Origin of the sequence: Rhodanobacter sp. A1T4, assembly GCF_014207185.1 — a bacterium.
Lineage (GTDB): Bacteria > Pseudomonadota > Gammaproteobacteria > Xanthomonadales > Rhodanobacteraceae > Rhodanobacter.
The window spans coordinates 118,481-138,375 of sequence record NZ_JACHCP010000012.1 but is presented as its reverse complement, the minus strand read 5'-3'; the positions used below and the strand labels follow the sequence as shown (position 1 = coordinate 138,375).

Sequence of the window (19,895 nt, the reverse complement as noted above, 5' to 3'; positions counted from 1 at the left end):
CCTCACCGGCTGGTGCGTTTGCTGGTGGATGAAGGCGAAGATATCGGCCTTGGACTGGAAGTGAACGCGATCGCTTTTTTTAAAAGGTCATGTTCAATCTTCAACTGCTCGTAAGCCTTCTTCACGCGACGCAGCTCCTTGAGCTCTGCGGCAACCTCTTTATCGATAGCTACACCTTTAGTCACGATCACACCCTCGCGCGCTTGTTTGCGCCAACGAGACAGCATGAACGGATGGATGTAAAGCGATGCGGCCACGTCTTGCACGGCCACGCCAGGCAACTCACTTAAACGGACGGCTGTCGCCTTGAATTCCTGGGTATATCGGTACGTCGTGCGCGGACCAGGTCTGGGCATGAGAACACTCCTGAAGTGATAGTTCAGGGTGTCCACTAAAGCGGAGGAAGTCTCCGTCGCGCTTGGACGAACTGTTAGGGCGCCGTGCGATAAGCCAAAACGCCGCAGCCGAGGCGACACCGCAAGCACCCATGAATGCTACCAATTCTAGGTATTGCAGCCCGCCCGCGAAAGTAGGTATGCCGTTGACCAAAGTGGGGATACCGTCAATGGTTGCAGATGCGCCCCGTGAAAAACGCAGCGGCCAAGAAACCACGGCAACCGGGAACGCACCCAATGCGAAACCACTTGCGATAGTTGACCACCAGCGAACTGCGTTGCGCCAACGAAGCAAAACGTAGGTCGGAATCCCAAGCACAAGCACATAGGCTGCCGAAATTAATGCACAGAGACAAAAAAAGTTTCTGGTACGAACCCAGATGTATGGATCGTTGGGTTTGAAGGTAGCGAATTGGTCCCACAGATACCAGCCGGTCATGAGACCGACCGGCACCAGGATTGCTGCAAGGAATGCGAGGGTGGTCTTCATGAGCCCTAACGCTTGAGTTAAGCGGCGGCGAAGCCGTCCGCCTTGAACGAGATGTTAGGGCTCAACTGCGACGCTAGAGAACCCAGCTGCTGTAATAATTTGGACGATTTTTGAAATGACTGGATCTGATGCAGACACTGTGCCTTTACCACGCAACCTTTGCATATGCGTACGACGCGGCTCGATCATGATATGCCAAGTACCAAAGTTGGGCTGGTCTGGAAGCTGATCGGACGTGCCGCCTATACAAATTAGATAGGAAAGACCGCTGAAATTTGCTGTATTTGCCCAACCGAAGTCCTCCATGCAAAGTACGTCAGCGGCTATGCCGGCGTCTCGTAACTTGGAGACGAGCCAGTTGGAAAAGTCTTGACCAAAGCAGCAGTCGTTTATGAAATCTTCGCCGACCACCGACAGATTGAATTTGTCGGTTTTGCATGTGATGTCCAATATCACATAGCTCTCCCCTTGAGACCTAACGCTGGAGTTAAGCGGCACCGAAGGTGTCCGCCTTGAACGAGTTGTTAGGGACTGACCGTATGCTACTTACTCTCGATTTGCCACGGACACAAATGCTGATGCTCTATGTATATTGGCGACAAAAGGCGGTCACCGATTTCTGAAACTATGTTGGCTACTTCACGCTGAAATATATTAAAAACCTCAGCACTACAGTTTGCTCTCACCAAGTTAGCGGTGCTGCAAAGAAGGTCGGAAGAGTGAAGTATTTGGCCGCAGAGTTCTCTAGCGATGTTTTCTGGAATTTCCATTTCAACCTCTTTGCTTGTAATTCTTGCGTAGATGCCCGTTGTCCCTAACGCTGGAGTTAAGCGGCAGCGAAGCTGTCCGCCTTGAACGAATAGTTAGACGACTTTCCGTGCAATACGGATTACGCGAGGATCTTGAGCGTCCATGAACATAAAACACCGGCCAAAAAGTGCTTTCTTACCAACGTCGTTGAACACATTTGATCCGAGAGGTGTAATAAGAACCTCATCAGTTGCAAGAGCTCTCTGGTGATTGCTGCTGATTTCTGCCCAATGCTCGGCTGCAACACTGTCTAGTACCAGGTTGACCGCTGGGTGGTTGTATTGCACCAGAACGTTTCCGTCTTTCATGGGCATGGGGTTCATGTCTGGGTGATGGTTGAAGATTTCTGACAAAACATCGAAAGCAAATCTTTCCGCGTCGTTGTCGGATAGGCCATCTGGCAGCATGACGCACGTACCATGCGTAAGTGCAACAATGTCACGTTGACCGTTGGTGTAGAAGCTAAGCCGATCGATGATTTGATCAAGAGACTGAGTTATAGCGGGGCGCCAAGCCGGGACTGGTGGAAACTTCTTCGGCGGCTCTTGCGGCGGTTCTTTTTTCTTGAACGGTCCAAACACCGATAGTCTCCAAAGACGTCTAACGCTGGAGTTAAGCGGCGGCGAAGCCGTCCGCCTTGAACGAATTGTTAGATGGTGAGTAAAGCTTCATTGGAACCAACAATTAAACCAACGCATGAATATCGTGCCCCACCATAAGCTGCAGAAAAGCCCTGCGGTGATGAACACATAAATTGGCGCGTTGCCACTCCTGTAGCCAGTTGCGGCATCGTAGAAAAGCCAAGCGAGCGCACCCGCCAAGGCTACAACAAGAGCAAGCCCAACTAGCCACTGCCGACGCTTGACGGAGAATTTGGTCCGGTCGTAAATACGAATAGCTGAACTTGGTCGACGCGAATTTCGGACTAGCACAAGGACCCCGAATATCGCCAGAAGGCCCACTGATCGAATTGCAAAGTTGTGTTGCCCATAGAAGATGCAGACTGCTGCAAAAGCCAACAACAACGCTTGCAAGGTAAGGGAAAGTGCCCGTTTTAGTTTTGGAGTTGCCGTCATAGTTCTCTAGCCTCATGCCACGGAACATCTAACGCTTAAGCTAAGCGGCCGCTGCCGCGATGTATGGCATGTTACCGCAGCCACTCCGTAGCGGGAGAGTTCCTACGCAAAAGTGGACACCGACTGGTTAGCCGCATTGTGCCTCGAACTCGATGGGAGAACGATACCCCAACGCGGAGTGCAAGCGCTTGGTGTTGTAGAACTCAATATAGCTGCGCACGGCGCTTCTTATAGCGCCTTCGGTGGCGAAATCCCGCCGGTGGTACATGTCCGATTTCATCGACTTGTTCCACGATTCCATGTGCGCGTTGTCGGTCATGCGATGCGGGCGGTTGACGCTTTGCACCAGTCCCGCGCCGGCTAACACGCGCTTGAAGTCGCCGGCGAGGAACTCAATGCCGCGATCACTGTGCAGCAGCGTACCGGGCGGCGGCTTTCGCTCGCGCAGTGCTGCCGCCAGTGCTCGACGTGTCAGTCTGGCTGTCCGATCTGCGCCCAGCGACCACCCCAGCAACCGTCGCGAGTAGCGGTCCATGACCGTGGCGAGATACCTCCACGTTCCCGAGACTTTCAGATATGTCACATCGGTCACCCAGACCTGATTGGTCCGATCCACGGTCAATTCGTGTACCTGATTGTCGACGCTGGCGAAGAATCGATCGACGCCGGGACAACGGCGATACAAATCCGCGGAGCTGCCGCGGATGCCGTTATCCCGCATCAGGCGCTCTACCCGACGCCGCCCGACAGGTTCGCCGTCGCGTTTCAGGCCGGCGTGAACTCGTGGGCTGCCGTACGTTTGTCGACCTTCGTCGTGCACCTGGCGAATGCGCTCAACCAAGCGCATATCCTCCTGCGCTCGCGCGCTCGCTGGACGATCACGCCAAGCGTAATAACCGCTGGCACTGACAGCGTAGAGCCGGCACAGCAGCCTCACCGGCTGGTGCGTTTGCTGGTGGATGAAGGCGAAGATATCGGCCTTGGACTGGAAGTGAACGCGATCGCTTTTTTTAAAAGGTCATGTTCGATCTTCAACTGCTCGTAAGCCTTCTTCACGCGACGCAGCTCCTTGAGCTCTGCGGCAACCTCTTTATCGACAGCTACACCTTTAGTCACGATCACACCCTCGCGCGCTTGTTTGCGCCAACGAGACAGCATGAACGGATGGATGTAAAGCGACTGAGCAACGTCACCCACCGCAACACCAGGCAACTTGCTCAAACGCACGGCGGTTGCCTTGAATTCTTGGGTGTATTTGTAGGTGGTGCGAGGGCCTGGTTTAGGCATGGTGTGGACTCCTGAAGTGATAGTTCAGGGTGTCCACTAAAGCGGAGGAAGTCTCCGGTCCGCTTGAGCGAATAGTTAGGCATTGCTAGCATGCGCGTACTCCTGAGCAATGAACGCGGTGGAGATAAGGCGTGACACGATATGTGATTGGGCTAGATGTGGCTCTCGTGCTGGCTGAGCAGAGGACCAAGATTCCGGGGCACCACCGTCTCCTCGCACCGACGCTACTGCGTTCGCAGGTGCTCGCCCAACTATTCGCGGACGTTCAGCATGGCTTGGTGACTCGCAAGGAGGCGAACCAGCGCCTCGACTACCTGAGGGGTTTGCAGATTCGCTTGCTGGGCGACCGATCGTTGCAACAGGTTGCCTGGAAGCTTGCTGAGGAACTCGGCTGGAAAGATACATTCGCGGCCGAATACCTCGCATTGACCAAGCTACAAGCCGACGCGCTAGTGACACGCGATGTTGATTTGATGTGGGCAGCTGGGAAGTTGTTGACCCTCGCCTCGATAGACGATCTGCTTTCGTAGCGGAGATCAGCGTTCATGGTCTTTATGCCGCCTAACGCTGTAGTTAAGCGGCGCCGGAGGCGTCCGCCTTGAACGAGATGTTAGGTGCCATGTCGGATCAACTCAATAAGGCGTTGAATGCGTTTAGATGTCAGACGGTTCATGGGCGACACATAGACGTATTGAGAACTTCCTTGCTGCGCTCAAGCTGACAACCTTCTGCGGGCATCTTGCAATAATAGGTTGCGCTACGGCCACAACCACTAAAGCTATATGTGGCCGCACCCAAAGAGTGCGCCGAAATTCCTTGAGTGGGGCAACTCCATTGGTGACTTATACCGCAGACCATGACCTTTTCTGCTTTGTGTCCTTGGAACGCAGCTATGGCGAAGATGGCCATGATGCCAACGCCGCAGAAGATGAATATCGATGCGCCGATCTTTATCGAGACATGCATGCGCGTCATTCTTCCTTGACACCTAACGCTGGAATTGAGCGGCGGCGGAGCCGTCCGCCTCGAATGAATTGTTAGGCACCACCACGCGCAAGCTGATTGGCAGTCATGGGACGCTGCGGATCAGTTGAACTGCGCCTAACGCTGGGCACGCCAGCTCTAGCAATGGCACGAGCACTGCGTTTTTCTTTTCTTCTCGCGCTGGATCCTCACGCCATGCGGCGCGGAAGGATGCGGATACAGCTACCGGCTGCTCTCCAAGCCATGCCTGTATCTTTACGCCGTCTTTGTGCATGCCACTGACATAAGGACCTTGCGCATCACTGTCTCCCTGCCGCCATTGGAAAGAAGGCAGCGCCTCTTTCAGAATTTGGAAGATAGCGTCTTGACCAAGTTCAGACACAACGTCGATTCGGACAAAGTCTTTCATGTGTCGCCTAACGCTGGAGTTAAGCGGCGGCGAAGCCGTCCGCTTGGATGACTGGTTAGGGCCGCCTAACGCCCTCGATCACAAACGTTGCCCCACTTTGGCCTGCAATGGTGGGCTGCACAAGAACTTTGCCGTTACACAGAATAGCAATCTTTTTGCCAATATTATTTGCAGAGAATTCTCTGTTTGCTGCGGCGCCGGAGGTAGTCAAATGCACCTGCAGTACGGTGCCTCCAGTAACGATTTTGGATGTGCCATAACTAGCTGAAACTACCTGGTCTGGTCCTACTATCTGCTTGCCGAGGGAAGATTGGTTAGCGCCAAGAGCGTAGATCGAGAGCTTGCAACTAAGAGCGGGTTGCGCGGCAAAGCACCAGGACGGCAACAACATAGCGGAGAGAACGAAGAGCAACGGAGTTTTCATAGGCCCTAACGCTTGAGTTAAGCGGCGGCGGAGCCGTCCGCCTTGAACGATTTGTTATGCCCATTTGCCGCAGCCTTGTGTGCACGCCAAGCGGCCACTGCTGCAATAACATATTGCAACCTAGCTGCTTGCTCTGAACTCAAAGGGGCACGTTTCGCCTTGCGAAGTATGGACTCAAACATGTAGCCAGAGCGAAAGAAATAAGGTCGCAGTTCCAAGAAACAGATTGCAGCTTCCATAGCTTCTGGATCACCGGCAAGCATGCGCTCAAGCGCTCGGCTGTAGCCTCCTGGAAAGGCAAGCTCATCGTATCTGGAATGGAATATTTCACAGGCACGCTGCCACTCCTGTCGCTTTTCGGGGTTGCGATCCCGAACAGCGAAAGTCTCGTGGATCCGCGCGTGAAGTCGCGAGACTTCTTCTGAATTTGCGCGAATTGTTGATTTGATTCGGTCGGATGGATGGGGCATAACGCTGGAATTGAGCGGCGGCGAAGCCGTCCGCCTCGAATGAGTAGTTAGGGTGCATTGCCGACAACCCTGAGTGCAAGAGCAGATGTGTAGACGTTGCCAGAGAGCTCGCGATCCATGCCTGCGATGGCGCCGAAAGTGCCATCAGCTTTTGCGCGGGCTGGAGCATAGTCGCTGAAGCTACCAGCACCGCCGTAAACGTGGTTAATCGAACCAGAAAGCTCGTTTAGCTCGCCTTGAGTAAAGCCGATACTGAGTAGCGACGCAGCTCGCTGTTGGCATGCCATGAAGTGCTTGCGCCATTGGCATAGCGGATCTTGCGCGAGTACCACTACTAACTCGCCGAGATGAGCATGCAATGTTTCAAGTTGTTCGCGACGATTGTTCATGCAGCCTAACGCTGGAGTTAAGCGGCGGCGTAGCCGTCCGCCTTGAACGAGATGTTAGAGCTCACCGCCGCGACTCCAACAGACAAATTTTGCATTTTGTGCGCTAGACATAGCAGAAATTACCGCCTTGTTGTCGAAGCCGGGAAGCACCTGCAGCCTTGATAATAGTTCTTTCATGCCTTGCGCCTCACTCGGGAGTACGCAGCCACTTACGCTGCCAGCAAGAACCCAAAAAACATCATCTACGAAAGGCCCTTGGTCGGTCGTTACGATAGTGATCGTTTTCAGATCTGCCCATGTAACAACCTCACTTTTCCCATCCGCAAGAATGCGAGTGACGCGCTCGTCGTCGAAGGTAACAGTGTTGAACGCTTCCCGAGGTACGGCCGTGGCTGGGGTGGTGCGCTTTTGTTTGCCGAAAATATGACGGAGAAAATTCATGAGCTCTAACGCTTATTAGACCCCACATCGGGGCATATGAATTTGGATGTTCAGCTTTAGGTCGTTGCTCGTCAAGCGGAAAAATCCTACAGATAGACAAGGGTTTGTCGGATGACGGCTGCGGCACGGTGGAGCGAGGATGGCCTTCGCATATCTCACGGATCGAGGCGCTATGTCTTATGACCCCGGAAACGCACGAATAAACCGTATGGTCGGTGGACCATCTGCGCCGCGTTTGCTGGATGAGGTGCGGCGTGTCTTGCGGTTGAAGCATTACAGCATTCGCACCGAGACGGTTTATGTGGCCTGGGTGCGTCGCTTCATCCTGGCCAATGGCAAGCGGCACCCGCGCGACATGGGCGAAGCCGAGGTCGAGGGGTTCCTGTCGGGACTGGCGGTTCAGGGCAAGGTAGCGGCGACCACGCAAAATCAGGCCTTGGCGGCGCTGCTGTTCCTCTACAAGCAGGTGCTGGGTATCGAACTGCCATGGATGGAGGGAGTGGTGCGGGCCAAGCGGTCACAGCGTGTGCCGACCGTGCTTTCACGTGACGAGATCACGCGCGTGCTGGCAAGGATGGACGGACGCCCCTGGCTGCTGGCGAGCCTGCTGTATGGCACCGGTATGCGCCTGATGGAAGCGCTGCGGCTGCGGATCAAGGACGTGGATTTCGGTCGCAATGAAATCACCATACGCGATGGAAAAGGGGGCAAGGACCGACGCACCATGCTGCCGCGGTCATTGGCTGAAGCGTTGCTCCGCGAAATCGAACGCGCCCGCCTGCTGCATGAAGCCGATCTGGCTGCGGGGTTCGGCGCGGCATGGCTGCCACATGCGCTGGCGCGCAAATATCCGAACGCCCCGCGCGAAATCGGCTGGCAGTATGTGTTCCCCGCGGCGCAACGGTCCCGTGATCCGCATGATGGTACCGAACGCAGGCATCATTTCGACGACGCCATCCTCTCGCGTGCATTGAAGACGGCGTGTCGCGCTGCTGACGTTGCCAAATCAGTGAGCGCGCATACCCTGCGCCATTCGTTCGCCACGCATCTGCTGGAAATCGGGTATGACATTCGCACTGTGCAGGAACTGCTTGGCCACAAGGACGTCGCGACCACGCAGATCTACACGCATGTACTTAACCGCGGCGGGCAGGGCGTGCTGAGTCCGCTGGATCGTTGAAGTTCAGCCCGGCCGTCGTGCACCCAGCACGACCAGTACTTCCTGTGCGCTGCGGATGCGTTCGGTGGCACCGGGCAGATCCAGCGTGATCTTCAGTTTGTCTTGGCCGTCGAGTTTGTAGACGCGTGGCAGGCGCTGGATCAGTTTGATGATGGTCATCGGATCGATCTCGGGATTCTCGCGGAATACGATGCGGCCGCCGTTGGCGCCGAAGTCGAGTTTGCGGATGCCTAGCGGCGTGGCCATCAGTTTCAGTGTGGCGACCGCGAACAGTTGCTTGGTCGGATCGGGCAGCAGGCCGAACCGGTCGATCATCTCCACCTGAAGGTCGCGCAATTCGTCTTCGCTGCGTGCGCTGGCGATGCGCTTGTACAAGGTCAGGCGTGCGTGCACGTCGGGCAGGTAATCGTCGGGGATCAGTGCGGGCAGGTGCAGTTCGACCTCGGTTTCGTGCTCGCTGCTGAGGTCGAAGTCCGGGATCTTGCCGGACTTCAGCGCGCGCACCGCGCGGTCCAATAGTTCGGTATAGAGGCCGAAGCCGATTTCCTGGATCTGGCCGGACTGCTCGTCGCCGAGTAGTTCGCCCGCACCGCGGATTTCCAGATCGTGCGTGGCCAGGGTGAAGCCGGCGCCGAGTTCTTCCAGCGAGGCCAGCGCTTCGAGGCGCTTCTGCGCATCGGCAGTGATCGACTTGCGGTCGGGCACCACGAGATAGGCATACGCACGATGATGTGAGCGGCCGACGCGACCGCGCAGTTGGTGCAGCTGTGCCAGTCCGAAGCGATCCGCGCGATTGATGATGATGGTGTTGGCGGTCGGGATGTCGATGCCGGTTTCGATGATGGTGGTACACACCAGCACGTTGAAACGCTGGCGGTGAAAATCCGCCATCACGCCTTCCAGCTCGCGCTCGGGCATCTGGCCGTGAGCGATGCGAATGCGCGCTTCGGGCACAAGTTCTTCGAGTTCACGCACGGTGCGCTCGATGCTCTCGACTTCGTTGTGCAGAAAATACACCTGGCCGCCGCGCGACAGCTCGCGCTGCAGCGCCTCGCGGATGGTGGCGGGATCCCACGCAGCAATGAAGGTGCGCACGGCTGTGCGGTGCGCTGGCGGTGTGGCAATCAGCGAGAGATCGCGCAGGCCAGCCATCGCCATGTTGAGCGTGCGCGGTATCGGCGTGGCGGTCATGGTGAGTAGGTCGACTTCGGCACGCAGCTTTTTCAGCTGCTCTTTCTGGCGCACGCCAAAACGCTGCTCTTCGTCGACGATCACCAGTCCGAGATTCTTGAACTTGATGTCTGGCTGCAGCAGCTTATGCGTGCCGACAATCACGTCGATCTGGCCATCGGCGAGACGCTTCAGCGCCTCGTTGACTTCCTTGGTCGAGCGGAAGCGCGACAACACATCCACGCGCACCGGCCAGTCGGCGAAGCGGTCGGCAAAGTTGCGGTAATGCTGTTGCGCCAGCAAGGTGGTTGGCACCAGCACGGCGACCTGTTTGCCGGCCGTGGCTGTCGCAAACGCGGCGCGCAACGCGACCTCGGTCTTGCCGAAGCCGACGTCGCCGCAGATCACCCGATCCATCGCACGTGGCGCTGCCAGATCGTTGAGCACGGCCTCGATCGCGGTTTCCTGATCGGGCGTTTCCTCGAACGGGAAGGTGCTACCGAATTCTTCGACCATCTGCCGGTCGATCGGTAACGACTCGCCACCGCGGGCCTGCCGCTGCGCGTAGATCGCCAGCAGCTCGGCGGCGACGTCGCGTACTTTCTCGGCTGCCTTACGGCGTGCGCGTTCCCAGGCATCGCCGCCCAGCGAATGCAGTGGTGCCAGTTCTGGCGCGGTGCCAGAGTAGCGGCTGACCAGGCCGAGCTGCGCCACCGGCACGTAGAGCTTGTCGCCCTTGGCGTATTCGATGGTGAGGAACTCGCCATCCATGCCGCCGACATCCATCGACACCAGGCCCTGGTAGCGACCGACGCCGTGATCGACATGCACGATCGGCGCGCCGATCGTGAGCTCGGTGAGATCGCGGATGATGCTTTCCGGATCGCGCGCGGTGCCGCGTCGGCGTTTGCGATCGCGTTCGCTGCGCACGCGCTCGCCGTACAGCTCGCGCTCGGTGAGCACGGTGATAGCCGGCTTGGTCAGCGCAAAGCCCTGTTCCATGCCGGCGATGACGATGCCGAAACGTGCATCGGACGCGTCATTCAAGAAAGCCGACCAGCTGTCGGTGTTCGCGGGCTTCATGCCGGCCGTCGCCAGCGTCTCGATCAGCGCCTCGCGACGGCCCGCTGAATCGGCAGCGATCAGCACGCGGCCCTTGTAGCTCTGCATGAAGTGCTGCAGTGACGTGCCGGGCTCCTCACCCTTGCGGTTGAGTGGCACGTCTGGCGCCGGCTGCGTGCCGGTGTTGATGGCATGCTCGTGATCGCCTGCGACCACTTCCACGCGCAAGCGCTTGTTGAGCTGTTCGCGCAGGGCTTCCGGTGGCAGATAGATTTCCGCCGGCGGCAGTACCGGGCGCTCGATGTCATGCGCGCGCTGGTCGTAGCGTTCGGAGGTCTGTGTCCAGAATTGTTCGGAGGCTTCGGCCACGCCTTCGCCCAGCACGAACAGCGCATCGTCGGCGAGGTAGTCGAACAACGTAGCGGTCTGCTTGAAGAACAGCGGCAGGTAGTACTCGATGCCGCCGGGCGTCACGCCTTCCTTCATGTCCTGGTAGAGCGGGCAGCGGCGGACGTCGATTGGAAAACGCTCGCGCAGGTTGCCGCGGAAATCCTTGGCCGCGGCCTCGGTCAATGGGAACTCGCGTGCGGGCAGCAGTTCGATTTTTTCGACCTGCTGTTGCGAGCGCTGCGTCTCCGGGTCGAAGCTGCGGATCGACTCCACTTCATCGTCGAACAGCTCGATGCGGTACGGCTCGCTGGTGCCCATCGGAAAGATGTCGATCAGCGCACCGCGCACGGCAAAGTCGCCGGGCTCGGCCACCTGTGGCACGTTGCGGTAGCCCGAGGCTTCCAGCCGGCGTTGCTCGGCGATGATGTCGAGCTTCTGCCCTTTGCTCAGTACCAGCCCGGAGCCGGTGATATGCGCGCGCGGCGCGATGCGCTGCATGAGCGTGGCCACCGGTACCACCAGCACGCCGCGCTTTACGCTGGGCAGCTGGTAGAGCGTGGCGATGCGCTGCGAGACCACTTCGGGGTGCGGGCTGAAGACGTCGTAAGGCAGCGTTTCCCAATCGGGAAAATGCAGCACGGGCAGGCCGCCCGCAAAGAGTTTCAATTCGGCTTCCAGCGCATGTGCGCGCTGGGTATCGCGTGTGACGGCGACCAGCAGGCCTTGATGCGAACGTGCCGATTCGGCGATCAGCAGCGCGCGCGCCGAGCCGTGCGGCGGCGTCCAGTAACGGCGCTGTTTGGGCGTGGTGGGCAGGGGAGGATGCGGGATCAAGGCTGACATAGAGAACGCTTATTTCGGGACGCGACCGGCAGGTCGCGTCTGGGTAAGCGGACAAGTGTAGCTTGCCGATGGCAATCGGCTGACCATGCAGGGAGATCGCGCGGGCAAAAGCCGCAGCTCAGCAGCGCGAAGTGGGCTACGAGGCCAGGATGGCCGGAAGAGCAGGTTCTCTAGACGAGGCGCAGCGTGATCTGCGCGACACCCGGTTCGTTGTCCATGCGGCGACGGACAAAACCCAGTGTCTTGCACAGATCCAGCATTGGCCGGTTTTCCAGCAGCACGTAGCCCCAGATTTCCGCCAAGCCGCGGCGGCGGCAGTCGTCGACCAGGCGCTGCATCAGCAAGGCGCCGAGGCCGAGGCGGGTCCAGTTCTTTTCCACCAGTACCGAAAACTCGGCGCTGTCGGCGGCCTCGTCCACATAGATACGGCCGACGCCGCGGATCTCGCCCGGAACCACCGTTTCGTCCACCAGCACCAGCGCGGTCTCGATGGTTGAGTCGATCTGGCATAACCGCTGCGCCATTGGCGTGGGCAGTTCGGACATGGCATGCAGAAAGCGGCGACGGACGTCCTCCGGCGAAAGCCGCAGAAAACAGCGCTGCAAGGATTCAATGTCGTTTGGCGCGATGCTGCGCAGGTGCAGCTTGCGACCGTCCTGGATGGAGACGAGCTCGCCCGAGATGGCTCGAACCAGGCGCGGCGCAAAACGCTCACGCGCCGGCGGGCGCAGCGAGGCCTCATCCGGCGGCGTGGAGAAATCGATGGCGGGTAAGGAAAGCATTTCCATACTCTAGCGTATTTGGTGCGACGCAACATGAATGAAAGCCTTTCAAACAAGGGGGTTAGCCGCTAAGGCGCGCCGTGTGCAGGCTGCTTGCCGGGTAGTTGAATCGGTCTCAAACCGCTGGGCGGCCACGGCTTTGCCAGCCACAATGGGCTCTTCGACGAATCTTTGCGCGGGAGCAAGCATGGGCAAGACCATGGGCATGACGGCGCAGCAGCTGGAAGCGTTTTGTGGCCATTGGCCCGGCGTGACGCGCGATATCAAATGGGAGACGAATCTGGTGCTAAGCGTGGGTGGCAAGATGTTTGCGATGACGCCATCTGACGGTAGCGATGGCGGCCGGCTATGGTGCAAGGTGGAAGACGCGCGGTTTTTGGAACTGACGGATCAGCCGGGTATCATGCCCGCCCCGTATCTGGCGCGTGCCCACTGGATATCGATAACCGAGCCACGGCGCTTCGCCAGTGCCGAGCTTGAGGGCTTTATCCGCGACGCGTATGCGTTGGTGCGGGCCAAGCTGACCAAAAAATTGCAGGCGGAGCTCGGTCCGCTGCCGACCATCAAGGTAAACAAGAAATGACGCAACATCTTGGCGCACTCGCGCTACTGGTCGCCGACTATGACGAGGCGATCGCCTGGTACACCCGTGCACTGGGTTTCGAGCTGATCGAAGACACCGACATGGGCCAAGGCAAACGCTGGGTCCTGCTCGCCCCGCCGGGCTCGAAGGAAACCCGCCTGTTGCTGGCCAAGGCCAAGGGTGACGAACAAGCCTCTCGCGTCGGCAATCAGACTGGTGGCCGCGTATTCCTGCTGCTGAACACCGACGACTTCGAACGTGACTGGCAGCGCATGCGCGCCGAAGGCGTGCACTTTCGCGAAGAACCGCGCCATGAGGCGTACGGCACCGTCGCGGTATTCGATGATCTATACGGCAATGGCTGGGATTTGCTGGAGCTGAAGAAGTAGGGCGATCGGTTCGCTGCTCTGTGGTCTAGGCGAAAATCGTGCTTTGCGCTTGCCACATCCAGCGATCTTGCACGGTTGCGTCATCGCCGGGTTTGTCGATGGCGAACACTACGGCGCTGCGCGGTGCGACGCGCAGATCGACTCCGGTTTGCAGACCGAGCCTGGCAACGTCTTCGCCGGCGATGTCAGCTTCCAGGGTCTGGTCGATTGCTGGAACGTAGAGTTCCAGATGCACCACGCTGCCGGCCAGGTAGATGTGGCGCAGGTGGGCGATCCAGGCGGGCTGGTTTGCGGGTACGCCTAGCGCAAGATGTTCGGGACGCACGTAGGCGGTGGCGTGTGCGTGTCGGCCGTGCCACGGGTCGCTATCGAGCACCCATTCACCCGCAGCGAGTTTGCCATCAGTGCAGGTTACGGGCAGCTTGTTGACCTTGCCGATGAATTCGCAGACGAATGGCGTGGCTGGCTGCTGATAGATCGCCTCGGGCGTGCCGACTTGTTCGATGCGGCCACGATTCATCACGGCAATACGGTCGGCGAGTTCCAGTGCTTCTTCCTGATCATGGGTGACGAAGATGGTGGTGAGTTTCAGGTCTTCGTGCAGTTCGCGTAGCCAGCGGCGCAGGGTCAGGCGGACCTGGGCATCGAGTGCGCCAAAGGGCTCGTCGAGTAGCAGCAGGTCGGGCTCGACTGCCAGCGCGCGCGCCAGGGCTACGCGTTGGCGCTGGCCGCCGGACAGCTGGGTGGGGTAGCGATGGCCATAGCCATCCAGCTGCACGCGCTTGAGCAGCTGATTTACGCGTTCGGTAATGGCGGCTTTGGACGGCCGAAGCTTGCGCTTGCGCACGCGCAGGCCAAAGGCGACGTTCTCGGCCACGGTGAGGTGGCGGAACAGCGCGTAGTGCTGAAACACCAGCCCGATCTTGCGCTCGCGTGCCTGCGCGACCAGAAAGTTATGGCCGTCCAGATGCACACTGCCGGCGTCGGGATAATCCAGCCCGGCAAGTATGCGCAGCAGGGTGGTCTTGCCCGAGCCGGAGGGGCCGAGCAGGGCTAGGAATTCGCCTGGAGCAATCGACAGGCTGACATCGTCCAGGGCGGCGAAGTCGGTGAAGCGGCGGCTCAGATGGGAAAGTTCGAGGGTCATCGATGGTCTCAGTGGCCGCCGGGTGCATGTGCAGCGATCTCATCGCCGTAGTGCCATTCCAGCAGCGTCTTGATCGCGAGCGTCAGCAGTGCGAGCAGCGCCAGCAACGAGGCAATAGCGAAAGCGCCGACGTAGTCGTACTCGTTGTAGCGCATCTCCACCTCCAGCGGCATGGTGGTGGTGAGTCCGCGGATATGCCCGGAGACGACCGATACCGCGCCGAACTCGCCCATTGCACGGGCGTTGCTCAACAGCACACCATAGAGGAGTGCCCAGCGGATGTTGGGTAGGGTGACCCGGAAAAACATCTGCCAGCCGCCGGCGCCGAGCACGCGCGCGGCTTCTTCCTCGTCGCTGCCCTGCGCCTGCATCAGCGGAATCAGTTCCCGCGCGACAAAGGGCAGGGTGATGAAGATGGTCGCCAATACCAGACCAGGTACCGCAAAAATGATTTTGACGTTGTGCGCATCCAACCACGGTCCGAACCAGCCCTGCGCGCCGAACAGCAGCACGTAGACCAGGCCGGAAATGACCGGTGATATCGAAAACGGCAGATCGATGAAGGCGCCCAGCAGCGCCTTGCCGCGAAACTCGAAACGCGCCATAGCCCAGGCTGCCGCGACGCCGAAAACGACATTCAACGGCACCGCGATCACCGCCACCAGCAAGGTCAGGCGAATCGCGGAGAGCGCTTCCGGCTGCTTGATGCTCGAAAGATAGGCATGCATACCCTGACGAAACGCTTCGACGAAAACCACGCTCAGAGGCAGCACCAGAAACACGGCGAGAAAGCTCACGGCGACGAGGATCAGTAGCGCCCGTCCGATCTTTCTCGGCCAGTGCGGCTGGCGCTTTTGCAGGCTGGTTGCCGCTGCAGTTGTCGAAGCTGCAGTTGTCAAAGATGCAGTCATCGCGTCTGCTCCGCCCAGCGCCGGCTCCATCGCTGCAGCAGTGAAATGATGATCAGCAGCACGAACGAGGCAATCAGCATCACCATACCCAGGGCCGCAGCACCGGCGTAATTGAATTCCTCCAGCTTCTCCACGATCAGCAATGGCGCAATTTCCGAGCGCATCGGGATATTGCCGGCGATAAAGATCACCGAGCCGTATTCGCCCACGGCCCTGGCCAGTGCCAGCGCAAAGCCGGTCAGCAGGGTCGGGAACAGCATTGGCAGGATCACCCGAAAGAAGGTTTGCAGATGCGATGCACCCAGACTCTCGGCCGCTTCTTCCACATCACGATCCAGTGATTCCAGTACCGGCTGCAGCGTGCGCACCACGAACGGAAAACCGACGAAGACCATCGCCAGGATCACGCCCGGTGGCGCGTAGGCAATCTGGATGCCGTGCGGTACCAGCCATTGCCCGAGCCAGCCGTTGGGCGCATAGAGTGCCGTCAGCGCGATACCGGCAACCGCTGTTGGCAACGCGAAAGGCAGGTCGACCAACGCATCAAGAAAGCGCCGTCCGGGGAAGCGGTAGCGCACCAACACCCAGGCGACCAGCAGGCCGACGACAGCGTTGACGACCGCCGCAAAGGTGGCGCCGACAAAGCTCAGCTTGAGCGCTGCAAACGTGCGTGGCGAACTCAACAGGCGGATCAAACCGTGCAAACCGATGCCCGATGCTTTCCATGCCAGCGCTGCCAGCGGCAGCAGCACGATCAGGCCCAGATACGCCAGCGCATAGCCCAGACTGAGCCCGAAGCCGGGCAGGATGCGCCGACGCATGCGTCTCAGTGCCCGGGGCCGATCTGGTCGAAGATGGCACCATCGGCAAAGAACTTCGTCTGGGCCTGACGCCAGCCACCGAACTCGTCGTCGATAGTGAAAGTATTGACCTTCGGGAACTGCGCGGCGAACTGTGCGGACACCGCCGGCAGGCGCGGACGGTAGAAGCTCTTGGCCTCGATCGTCTGGCCTTCGGACGAATAGAGAAACTTCACGTACGCCTCGGCGACGGCGCGCGTGCCGTGCTTGTCGACATTGCTATCAACCACTGCTACCGGCGGTTCGGCCAGGATGCTGATGGACGGCACCACGATATCGAAGGTGCCTTTGCCCATCTCCTGTTGTGCCAGCAACGCCTCGCTTTCCCATGCGACCAGCACATCGCCCACACCGCGCTGCGCGAACGTATTGGTGGAACCGCGCGCACCGGTGTCGAGTACTGGCACGTGTTGGTACAGCGCCTGCACATAGGCCTTGGCCTTGGCCTCGTTGCCGCCAGGCTGCTTCAGCGCATAGCCCCATGCGGCGAGAAAATTCCAGCGCGCGCCGCCGGAGGTTTTCGGATTCGGCGTAATCACCTGGACGCCGGGCTTGATCAGATCTGCCCAATCCTTGATGCCCTTCGGATTGCCCTTGCGCACCAGGAATACGATGGTCGAGGTGTACGGCGAGGAGTTGTCGGGCAAACGCTTCTGCCAATCCTTGGCGAGCAGCCCGCGATCGGATATCGCGTCGATGTCATAGGCCAGCGCCAGTGTCACGATATCGGCCGACAGGCCTTCAACTACCGAACGCGCCTGTTTGCCGGAGCCACCATGCGACATCTGGATCGTTACGTTGTCGCCATGCTGCGCTTTCCACTGCGTGGCGAACGCGGCATTGATATCGCGGTACAACTCGCGAGTGGGATCGTAGGACACGTTGAGCAGCGTCGCGTCCTTCGCATGCAGCGATGTTATTGTCAGTGTCGCCAGCAGGGCTAGCATTGTTCCGAACTTTTTCATCGTCGTTTCCCTTTGGCAGCTCGACTCGCCAGCGTAACCAACGAGCGGCCCGTCGCGAAATGGCCAAACACCATGTGTTTATACCCGATCGTTATGCGGGATGGCTGGTGAAAGCGCTATTCCGGAATGCGTCATTAGTGTTTATCGTCTCGATTAGTGCGCCAGCGCCTGATCGATCGCTTGTTGCGCCAGCGGTGTCATGACGGCGTAACCGGCGGTATTCGGATGCAAGCCATCGATCGTGAAATCTTTCTTCAGCGCCTTGTTGGCATCGAGCAGGGCCGGGTAGTAGTCGAGGTAGATAAAGCGTTCACGCGCTGCGTAGGACTTTATCCATGCGTTGAGCGCCAGGATTTCCTCGGGTGGGCGAGCTTTCGTCTGGTTGGGTTGAATGTAATCACTTACTGGCGTGAGCGATGCCAACACGACCTTGATGCCGTTGGCGCGTGCGAGTTCGGCCATGGATGTGAGATTGTCTTCGACCATTTTGAGTGTGGTCGGACCGGCATTATTCGCAATATCGTTGGTGCCGCCCAGAATTACGACGACGCGAGGCTCCAACGCGATGACGTCGGGGCGAAAGCGAACCAGCATCTGCGCGGTAACCTGACCACCAATACCCCGGTTTACATAAGGCTTGCCCGGAAAAAAGACACCCTGCAGGCGGCCCCAGATATCGGTAATGGAGTCACCCATAAAAACCACGCGCGGCTCGCCCTTTGTGGGTTTTGGCAGTGCCGCGTTTTCGTTGCGGTAGCGCGCAAGCTGCGGCCAGTCGGCCAGCAATTTTTCATCGGCCTGAATTTTCTCTGCGATCGCTTGCGGTGACGGTGCAGGGGCTTGCGCCATCGCCAATCCGCTATAAAAAACTGCGGCGAGAATCGTGATGTGTTTTCTCATGGCGAATAGGTCCATCGGTTGCAATTCAATCGGTAAAATCGGGTTCGAAGAAACTCCAGCGCACGTCGTCGAACTCGGTTTTCATCGCCCGTTCGACGGTGTTGATGGCTTCGATCAGGCCGCGCGAGTCGGTGGTGGGCGCCATCAGTGCCTTGACGGCGACCATTACATCGGGACCCATCTGCAGGGTGATCAGGTTGAGTACTTTGGATATCTCAGGGCGCGCTTCGAGGAAGGTGAGCAGTTCGGCGCGACGCTGCGGTTCGACGCCCTGGCCGATAAGCAAGGCTTTTACCTCGATGGCCAACAGAACGGCGACGACGACCAGCAGCACACCGATGGCAATGGTGCCTACCGCGTCGTAAATGATGTTGCCGGTCGCCATGGTCGTGCCGATGGCGATGGCGGCGAAGCACAGGCCGAGCAGGGCTGCCAGATCTTCTCCGAAGATCACCAGCAGTTCGCTGGAGCGCGTCTCACGAAACCAACGCCACAGGCTGCGGCTGCCACGTGCCTTGTTGACTTCGACCAGGCAGCCGCGCATTGAAATGCTTTCCGCAACGATGCCGAATACGAGCACGCCCAGCGCCAGCCAAGGCCACTTCAGTGGTTCCGGATTCGTGAGCTTGTGCACGCCCTCATACACCGAAAACATGCCGCCGACCGAGAACAGCAGGATCGCCACCAGGAACGACCAGAAGTACAGCGCGCGGCCCCAGCCAAGCGGATATTCCGATGACGCCGGCCGTTTCGCCTGACGCATGCCGAGCAGCAGCAAACCCTGGTTGCCGCAGTCGGCGAGCGAGTGCACCGCCTCGGCCATCATGGCGCCAGAGCCGGTGATGAAGGCTGCCGCCAGCTTGGTTACGAAGATCGCGAAGTTCGCGCCGAGCGCGAGCAGGATGGCCCTTAGCGAGTTGGCGTTACCGGACATGCGATTCCCTTGGACTGATGGGTTCTACGTGGTTCAAGCGGCGACGCATGGCAGCGCGCACCGCTGTCGATGGCTGCGGTGCGATCAATGAATGCCGACGCCGACACCCAGGCCGAAGCTGACATTGCTGCGGCCCTGCTGCATTTCTTTCTGCGTCCACACATGCGACTGAGCGACGTTGACCAGCGGGAACACGTAATCGGCTTCACCGACCTTGCCGGCACGGCTGCCGTTGAGCTTGCCGCTGACTGTGATCAGCGAGCCACTCGGATAATCGAGTGGCTCCACATAGCCATGCATCACCACGATGAAGCGACCGTTGCCGCTGTCATTTGCTTTCGGCCGCTGCGAGTTGTCCAGCGGATAGGCCAACACCTCGACTTCGCTGTGATCGGACAGGTTGGTGACCTGCACGATGCGTCCACCCCAGATCACGTCGCCGCTGGTATAGCGCTCTGGCGTTTGCGACACCTGCATGGGCGTGACGATCACGGCGCTGGGCGCGGCCTTGTAAATTGGTGCGGGCGCGCAGGCGACAAGGACCACGGCGGCCAGCGGGCCGAACAACCGGCAGACGTAATGAGCAGTGCTATGCATGACCGAG

At 59.0% G+C, this 19,895-nt stretch carries 23 protein-coding genes; 4 read left to right on the top strand and 19 right to left on the bottom strand.

Annotation, left to right across the window (positions count from 1 at the left end; genetic code table 11):
• Positions 1 to 2: 2 nt before the first annotated feature.
• The 6 genes from HDE80_RS20745 to HDE80_RS20720 all read right to left on the bottom strand — a co-directional run bounded on the left by HDE80_RS20745 (position 3) and on the right by HDE80_RS20720 (position 4,058).
• Positions 3 to 272, bottom strand: coding sequence for a transposase (locus tag HDE80_RS20745; protein ID WP_345776486.1), 270 nt, complete (start codon positions 270 to 272; stop codon positions 3 to 5).
• Between the two features lie 10 nt (positions 273 to 282).
• Positions 283 to 885, bottom strand: a complete 603-nt coding sequence (locus HDE80_RS20740) for a hypothetical protein (protein ID WP_184674083.1) — start codon at positions 883 to 885, stop codon at positions 283 to 285.
• A 54-nt stretch (positions 886 to 939) separates the two neighbouring features.
• Positions 940 to 1,341 carry a hypothetical protein gene (locus HDE80_RS20735; RefSeq protein WP_184674053.1) on the bottom strand — a complete coding sequence of 134 codons (402 nt, stop codon included), beginning with the start codon at positions 1,339 to 1,341 and terminating at the stop codon, positions 940 to 942.
• A 407-nt stretch (positions 1,342 to 1,748) separates the two neighbouring features.
• Positions 1,749 to 2,276 carry a hypothetical protein gene (locus tag HDE80_RS20730; RefSeq protein ID WP_184674051.1) on the bottom strand — a complete coding sequence of 176 codons (528 nt, stop codon included), beginning with the start codon at positions 2,274 to 2,276 and terminating at the stop codon, positions 1,749 to 1,751.
• A 622-nt stretch (positions 2,277 to 2,898) separates the two neighbouring features.
• Entirely contained in the window at positions 2,899 to 3,732 is an 834-nt protein-coding gene (locus HDE80_RS20725) for an IS3 family transposase (RefSeq protein WP_345776487.1), read from the bottom strand.
• Entirely contained in the window at positions 3,705 to 4,058 is a 354-nt protein-coding gene (locus HDE80_RS20720) for a transposase (protein WP_184674049.1), read from the bottom strand. The genes HDE80_RS20725 and HDE80_RS20720 overlap by 28 nt, the downstream gene beginning before the upstream one ends.
• A gap of 131 nt (positions 4,059 to 4,189) precedes the next feature.
• Between HDE80_RS20720 and HDE80_RS20715 the strand changes: the two genes are divergently transcribed.
• Complete coding sequence (locus tag HDE80_RS20715) at positions 4,190 to 4,588, top strand: hypothetical protein (RefSeq protein WP_184674047.1); 399 nt, start codon at positions 4,190 to 4,192, stop codon at positions 4,586 to 4,588.
• A gap of 539 nt (positions 4,589 to 5,127) precedes the next feature.
• On the opposite strand, the gene HDE80_RS20710 is transcribed toward HDE80_RS20715, so the two are convergent.
• From HDE80_RS20710 to HDE80_RS20695, 4 genes are all read right to left on the bottom strand, one after another.
• Complete coding sequence (locus HDE80_RS20710; protein WP_184674045.1) at positions 5,128 to 5,451, bottom strand: hypothetical protein; 324 nt, start codon at positions 5,449 to 5,451, stop codon at positions 5,128 to 5,130.
• A gap of 441 nt (positions 5,452 to 5,892) precedes the next feature.
• Positions 5,893 to 6,345 carry a hypothetical protein gene (locus HDE80_RS20705; protein ID WP_184674043.1) on the bottom strand — a complete coding sequence of 151 codons (453 nt, stop codon included), beginning with the start codon at positions 6,343 to 6,345 and terminating at the stop codon, positions 5,893 to 5,895.
• A 47-nt stretch (positions 6,346 to 6,392) separates the two neighbouring features.
• Entirely contained in the window at positions 6,393 to 6,734 is a 342-nt protein-coding gene (locus HDE80_RS20700; protein ID WP_184674041.1) for a hypothetical protein, read from the bottom strand.
• A 54-nt stretch (positions 6,735 to 6,788) separates the two neighbouring features.
• Positions 6,789 to 7,175, bottom strand: coding sequence for a hypothetical protein (locus HDE80_RS20695; protein ID WP_184674039.1), 387 nt, complete (start codon positions 7,173 to 7,175; stop codon positions 6,789 to 6,791).
• A gap of 208 nt (positions 7,176 to 7,383) precedes the next feature.
• Between HDE80_RS20695 and HDE80_RS20690 the strand changes: the two genes are divergently transcribed.
• A complete protein-coding gene (locus HDE80_RS20690) occupies positions 7,384 to 8,355 on the top strand; it encodes an integron integrase (protein WP_184674037.1) in 972 nt (323 codons plus the stop codon).
• Between the two features lie 3 nt (positions 8,356 to 8,358).
• On the opposite strand, the gene mfd is transcribed toward HDE80_RS20690, so the two are convergent.
• Together mfd and HDE80_RS20680 are read right to left on the bottom strand one after the other, a co-directional pair.
• Positions 8,359 to 11,820 carry a transcription-repair coupling factor gene (gene mfd, locus HDE80_RS20685; RefSeq protein WP_184674035.1) on the bottom strand — a complete coding sequence of 1,154 codons (3,462 nt, stop codon included), beginning with the start codon at positions 11,818 to 11,820 and terminating at the stop codon, positions 8,359 to 8,361.
• 170 nt (positions 11,821 to 11,990) lie between these two features.
• Positions 11,991 to 12,602, bottom strand: a complete 612-nt coding sequence (locus HDE80_RS20680; RefSeq protein WP_184674033.1) for a GNAT family N-acetyltransferase — start codon at positions 12,600 to 12,602, stop codon at positions 11,991 to 11,993.
• Between the two features lie 187 nt (positions 12,603 to 12,789).
• On the opposite strand from HDE80_RS20680, the gene HDE80_RS20675 reads away from it, so the two are divergent.
• Together HDE80_RS20675 and HDE80_RS20670 are read left to right on the top strand one after the other, a co-directional pair.
• Positions 12,790 to 13,185 (top strand): MmcQ/YjbR family DNA-binding protein, encoded by a 396-nt coding sequence (locus HDE80_RS20675; RefSeq protein ID WP_255484038.1) that lies wholly within the window; start codon positions 12,790 to 12,792, stop codon positions 13,183 to 13,185.
• Positions 13,182 to 13,574 (top strand): VOC family protein, encoded by a 393-nt coding sequence (locus HDE80_RS20670; protein ID WP_184674031.1) that lies wholly within the window; start codon positions 13,182 to 13,184, stop codon positions 13,572 to 13,574. The genes HDE80_RS20675 and HDE80_RS20670 overlap by 4 nt, the downstream gene beginning before the upstream one ends.
• Positions 13,575 to 13,599: 25 nt before the next feature.
• On the opposite strand, the gene HDE80_RS20665 is transcribed toward HDE80_RS20670, so the two are convergent.
• From HDE80_RS20665 to HDE80_RS20635, 7 genes are all read right to left on the bottom strand, one after another.
• A complete protein-coding gene (locus HDE80_RS20665; RefSeq protein ID WP_184674029.1) occupies positions 13,600 to 14,721 on the bottom strand; it encodes a TOBE-like domain-containing protein in 1,122 nt (373 codons plus the stop codon).
• A gap of 8 nt (positions 14,722 to 14,729) precedes the next feature.
• Positions 14,730 to 15,632, bottom strand: a complete 903-nt coding sequence (cysW, locus tag HDE80_RS20660) for a sulfate ABC transporter permease subunit CysW (protein WP_184674027.1) — start codon at positions 15,630 to 15,632, stop codon at positions 14,730 to 14,732.
• A complete protein-coding gene (gene cysT, locus HDE80_RS20655) occupies positions 15,629 to 16,453 on the bottom strand; it encodes a sulfate ABC transporter permease subunit CysT (protein WP_184674025.1) in 825 nt (274 codons plus the stop codon). The genes cysW and cysT overlap by 4 nt, the downstream gene beginning before the upstream one ends.
• A 5-nt stretch (positions 16,454 to 16,458) precedes the next feature.
• Positions 16,459 to 17,457 carry a sulfate ABC transporter substrate-binding protein gene (locus HDE80_RS20650; RefSeq protein ID WP_184674023.1) on the bottom strand — a complete coding sequence of 333 codons (999 nt, stop codon included), beginning with the start codon at positions 17,455 to 17,457 and terminating at the stop codon, positions 16,459 to 16,461.
• 153 nt (positions 17,458 to 17,610) lie between these two features.
• Entirely contained in the window at positions 17,611 to 18,357 is a 747-nt protein-coding gene (locus HDE80_RS20645; protein ID WP_184674021.1) for an SGNH/GDSL hydrolase family protein, read from the bottom strand.
• Positions 18,358 to 18,382: 25 nt separating this feature from the next.
• The gene (locus HDE80_RS20640) at positions 18,383 to 19,291 is read right to left on the bottom strand and encodes a cation diffusion facilitator family transporter (RefSeq protein WP_184674019.1); all 909 of its coding nucleotides are present in this window, start codon (positions 19,289 to 19,291) and stop codon (positions 18,383 to 18,385) included.
• Between the two features lie 84 nt (positions 19,292 to 19,375).
• On the bottom strand, positions 19,376 to 19,888 hold the full coding sequence (locus HDE80_RS20635; protein ID WP_184674017.1) for a Slp family lipoprotein: 513 nt from the start codon (positions 19,886 to 19,888) through the stop codon (positions 19,376 to 19,378).
• Positions 19,889 to 19,895 lie beyond the last annotated feature (7 nt).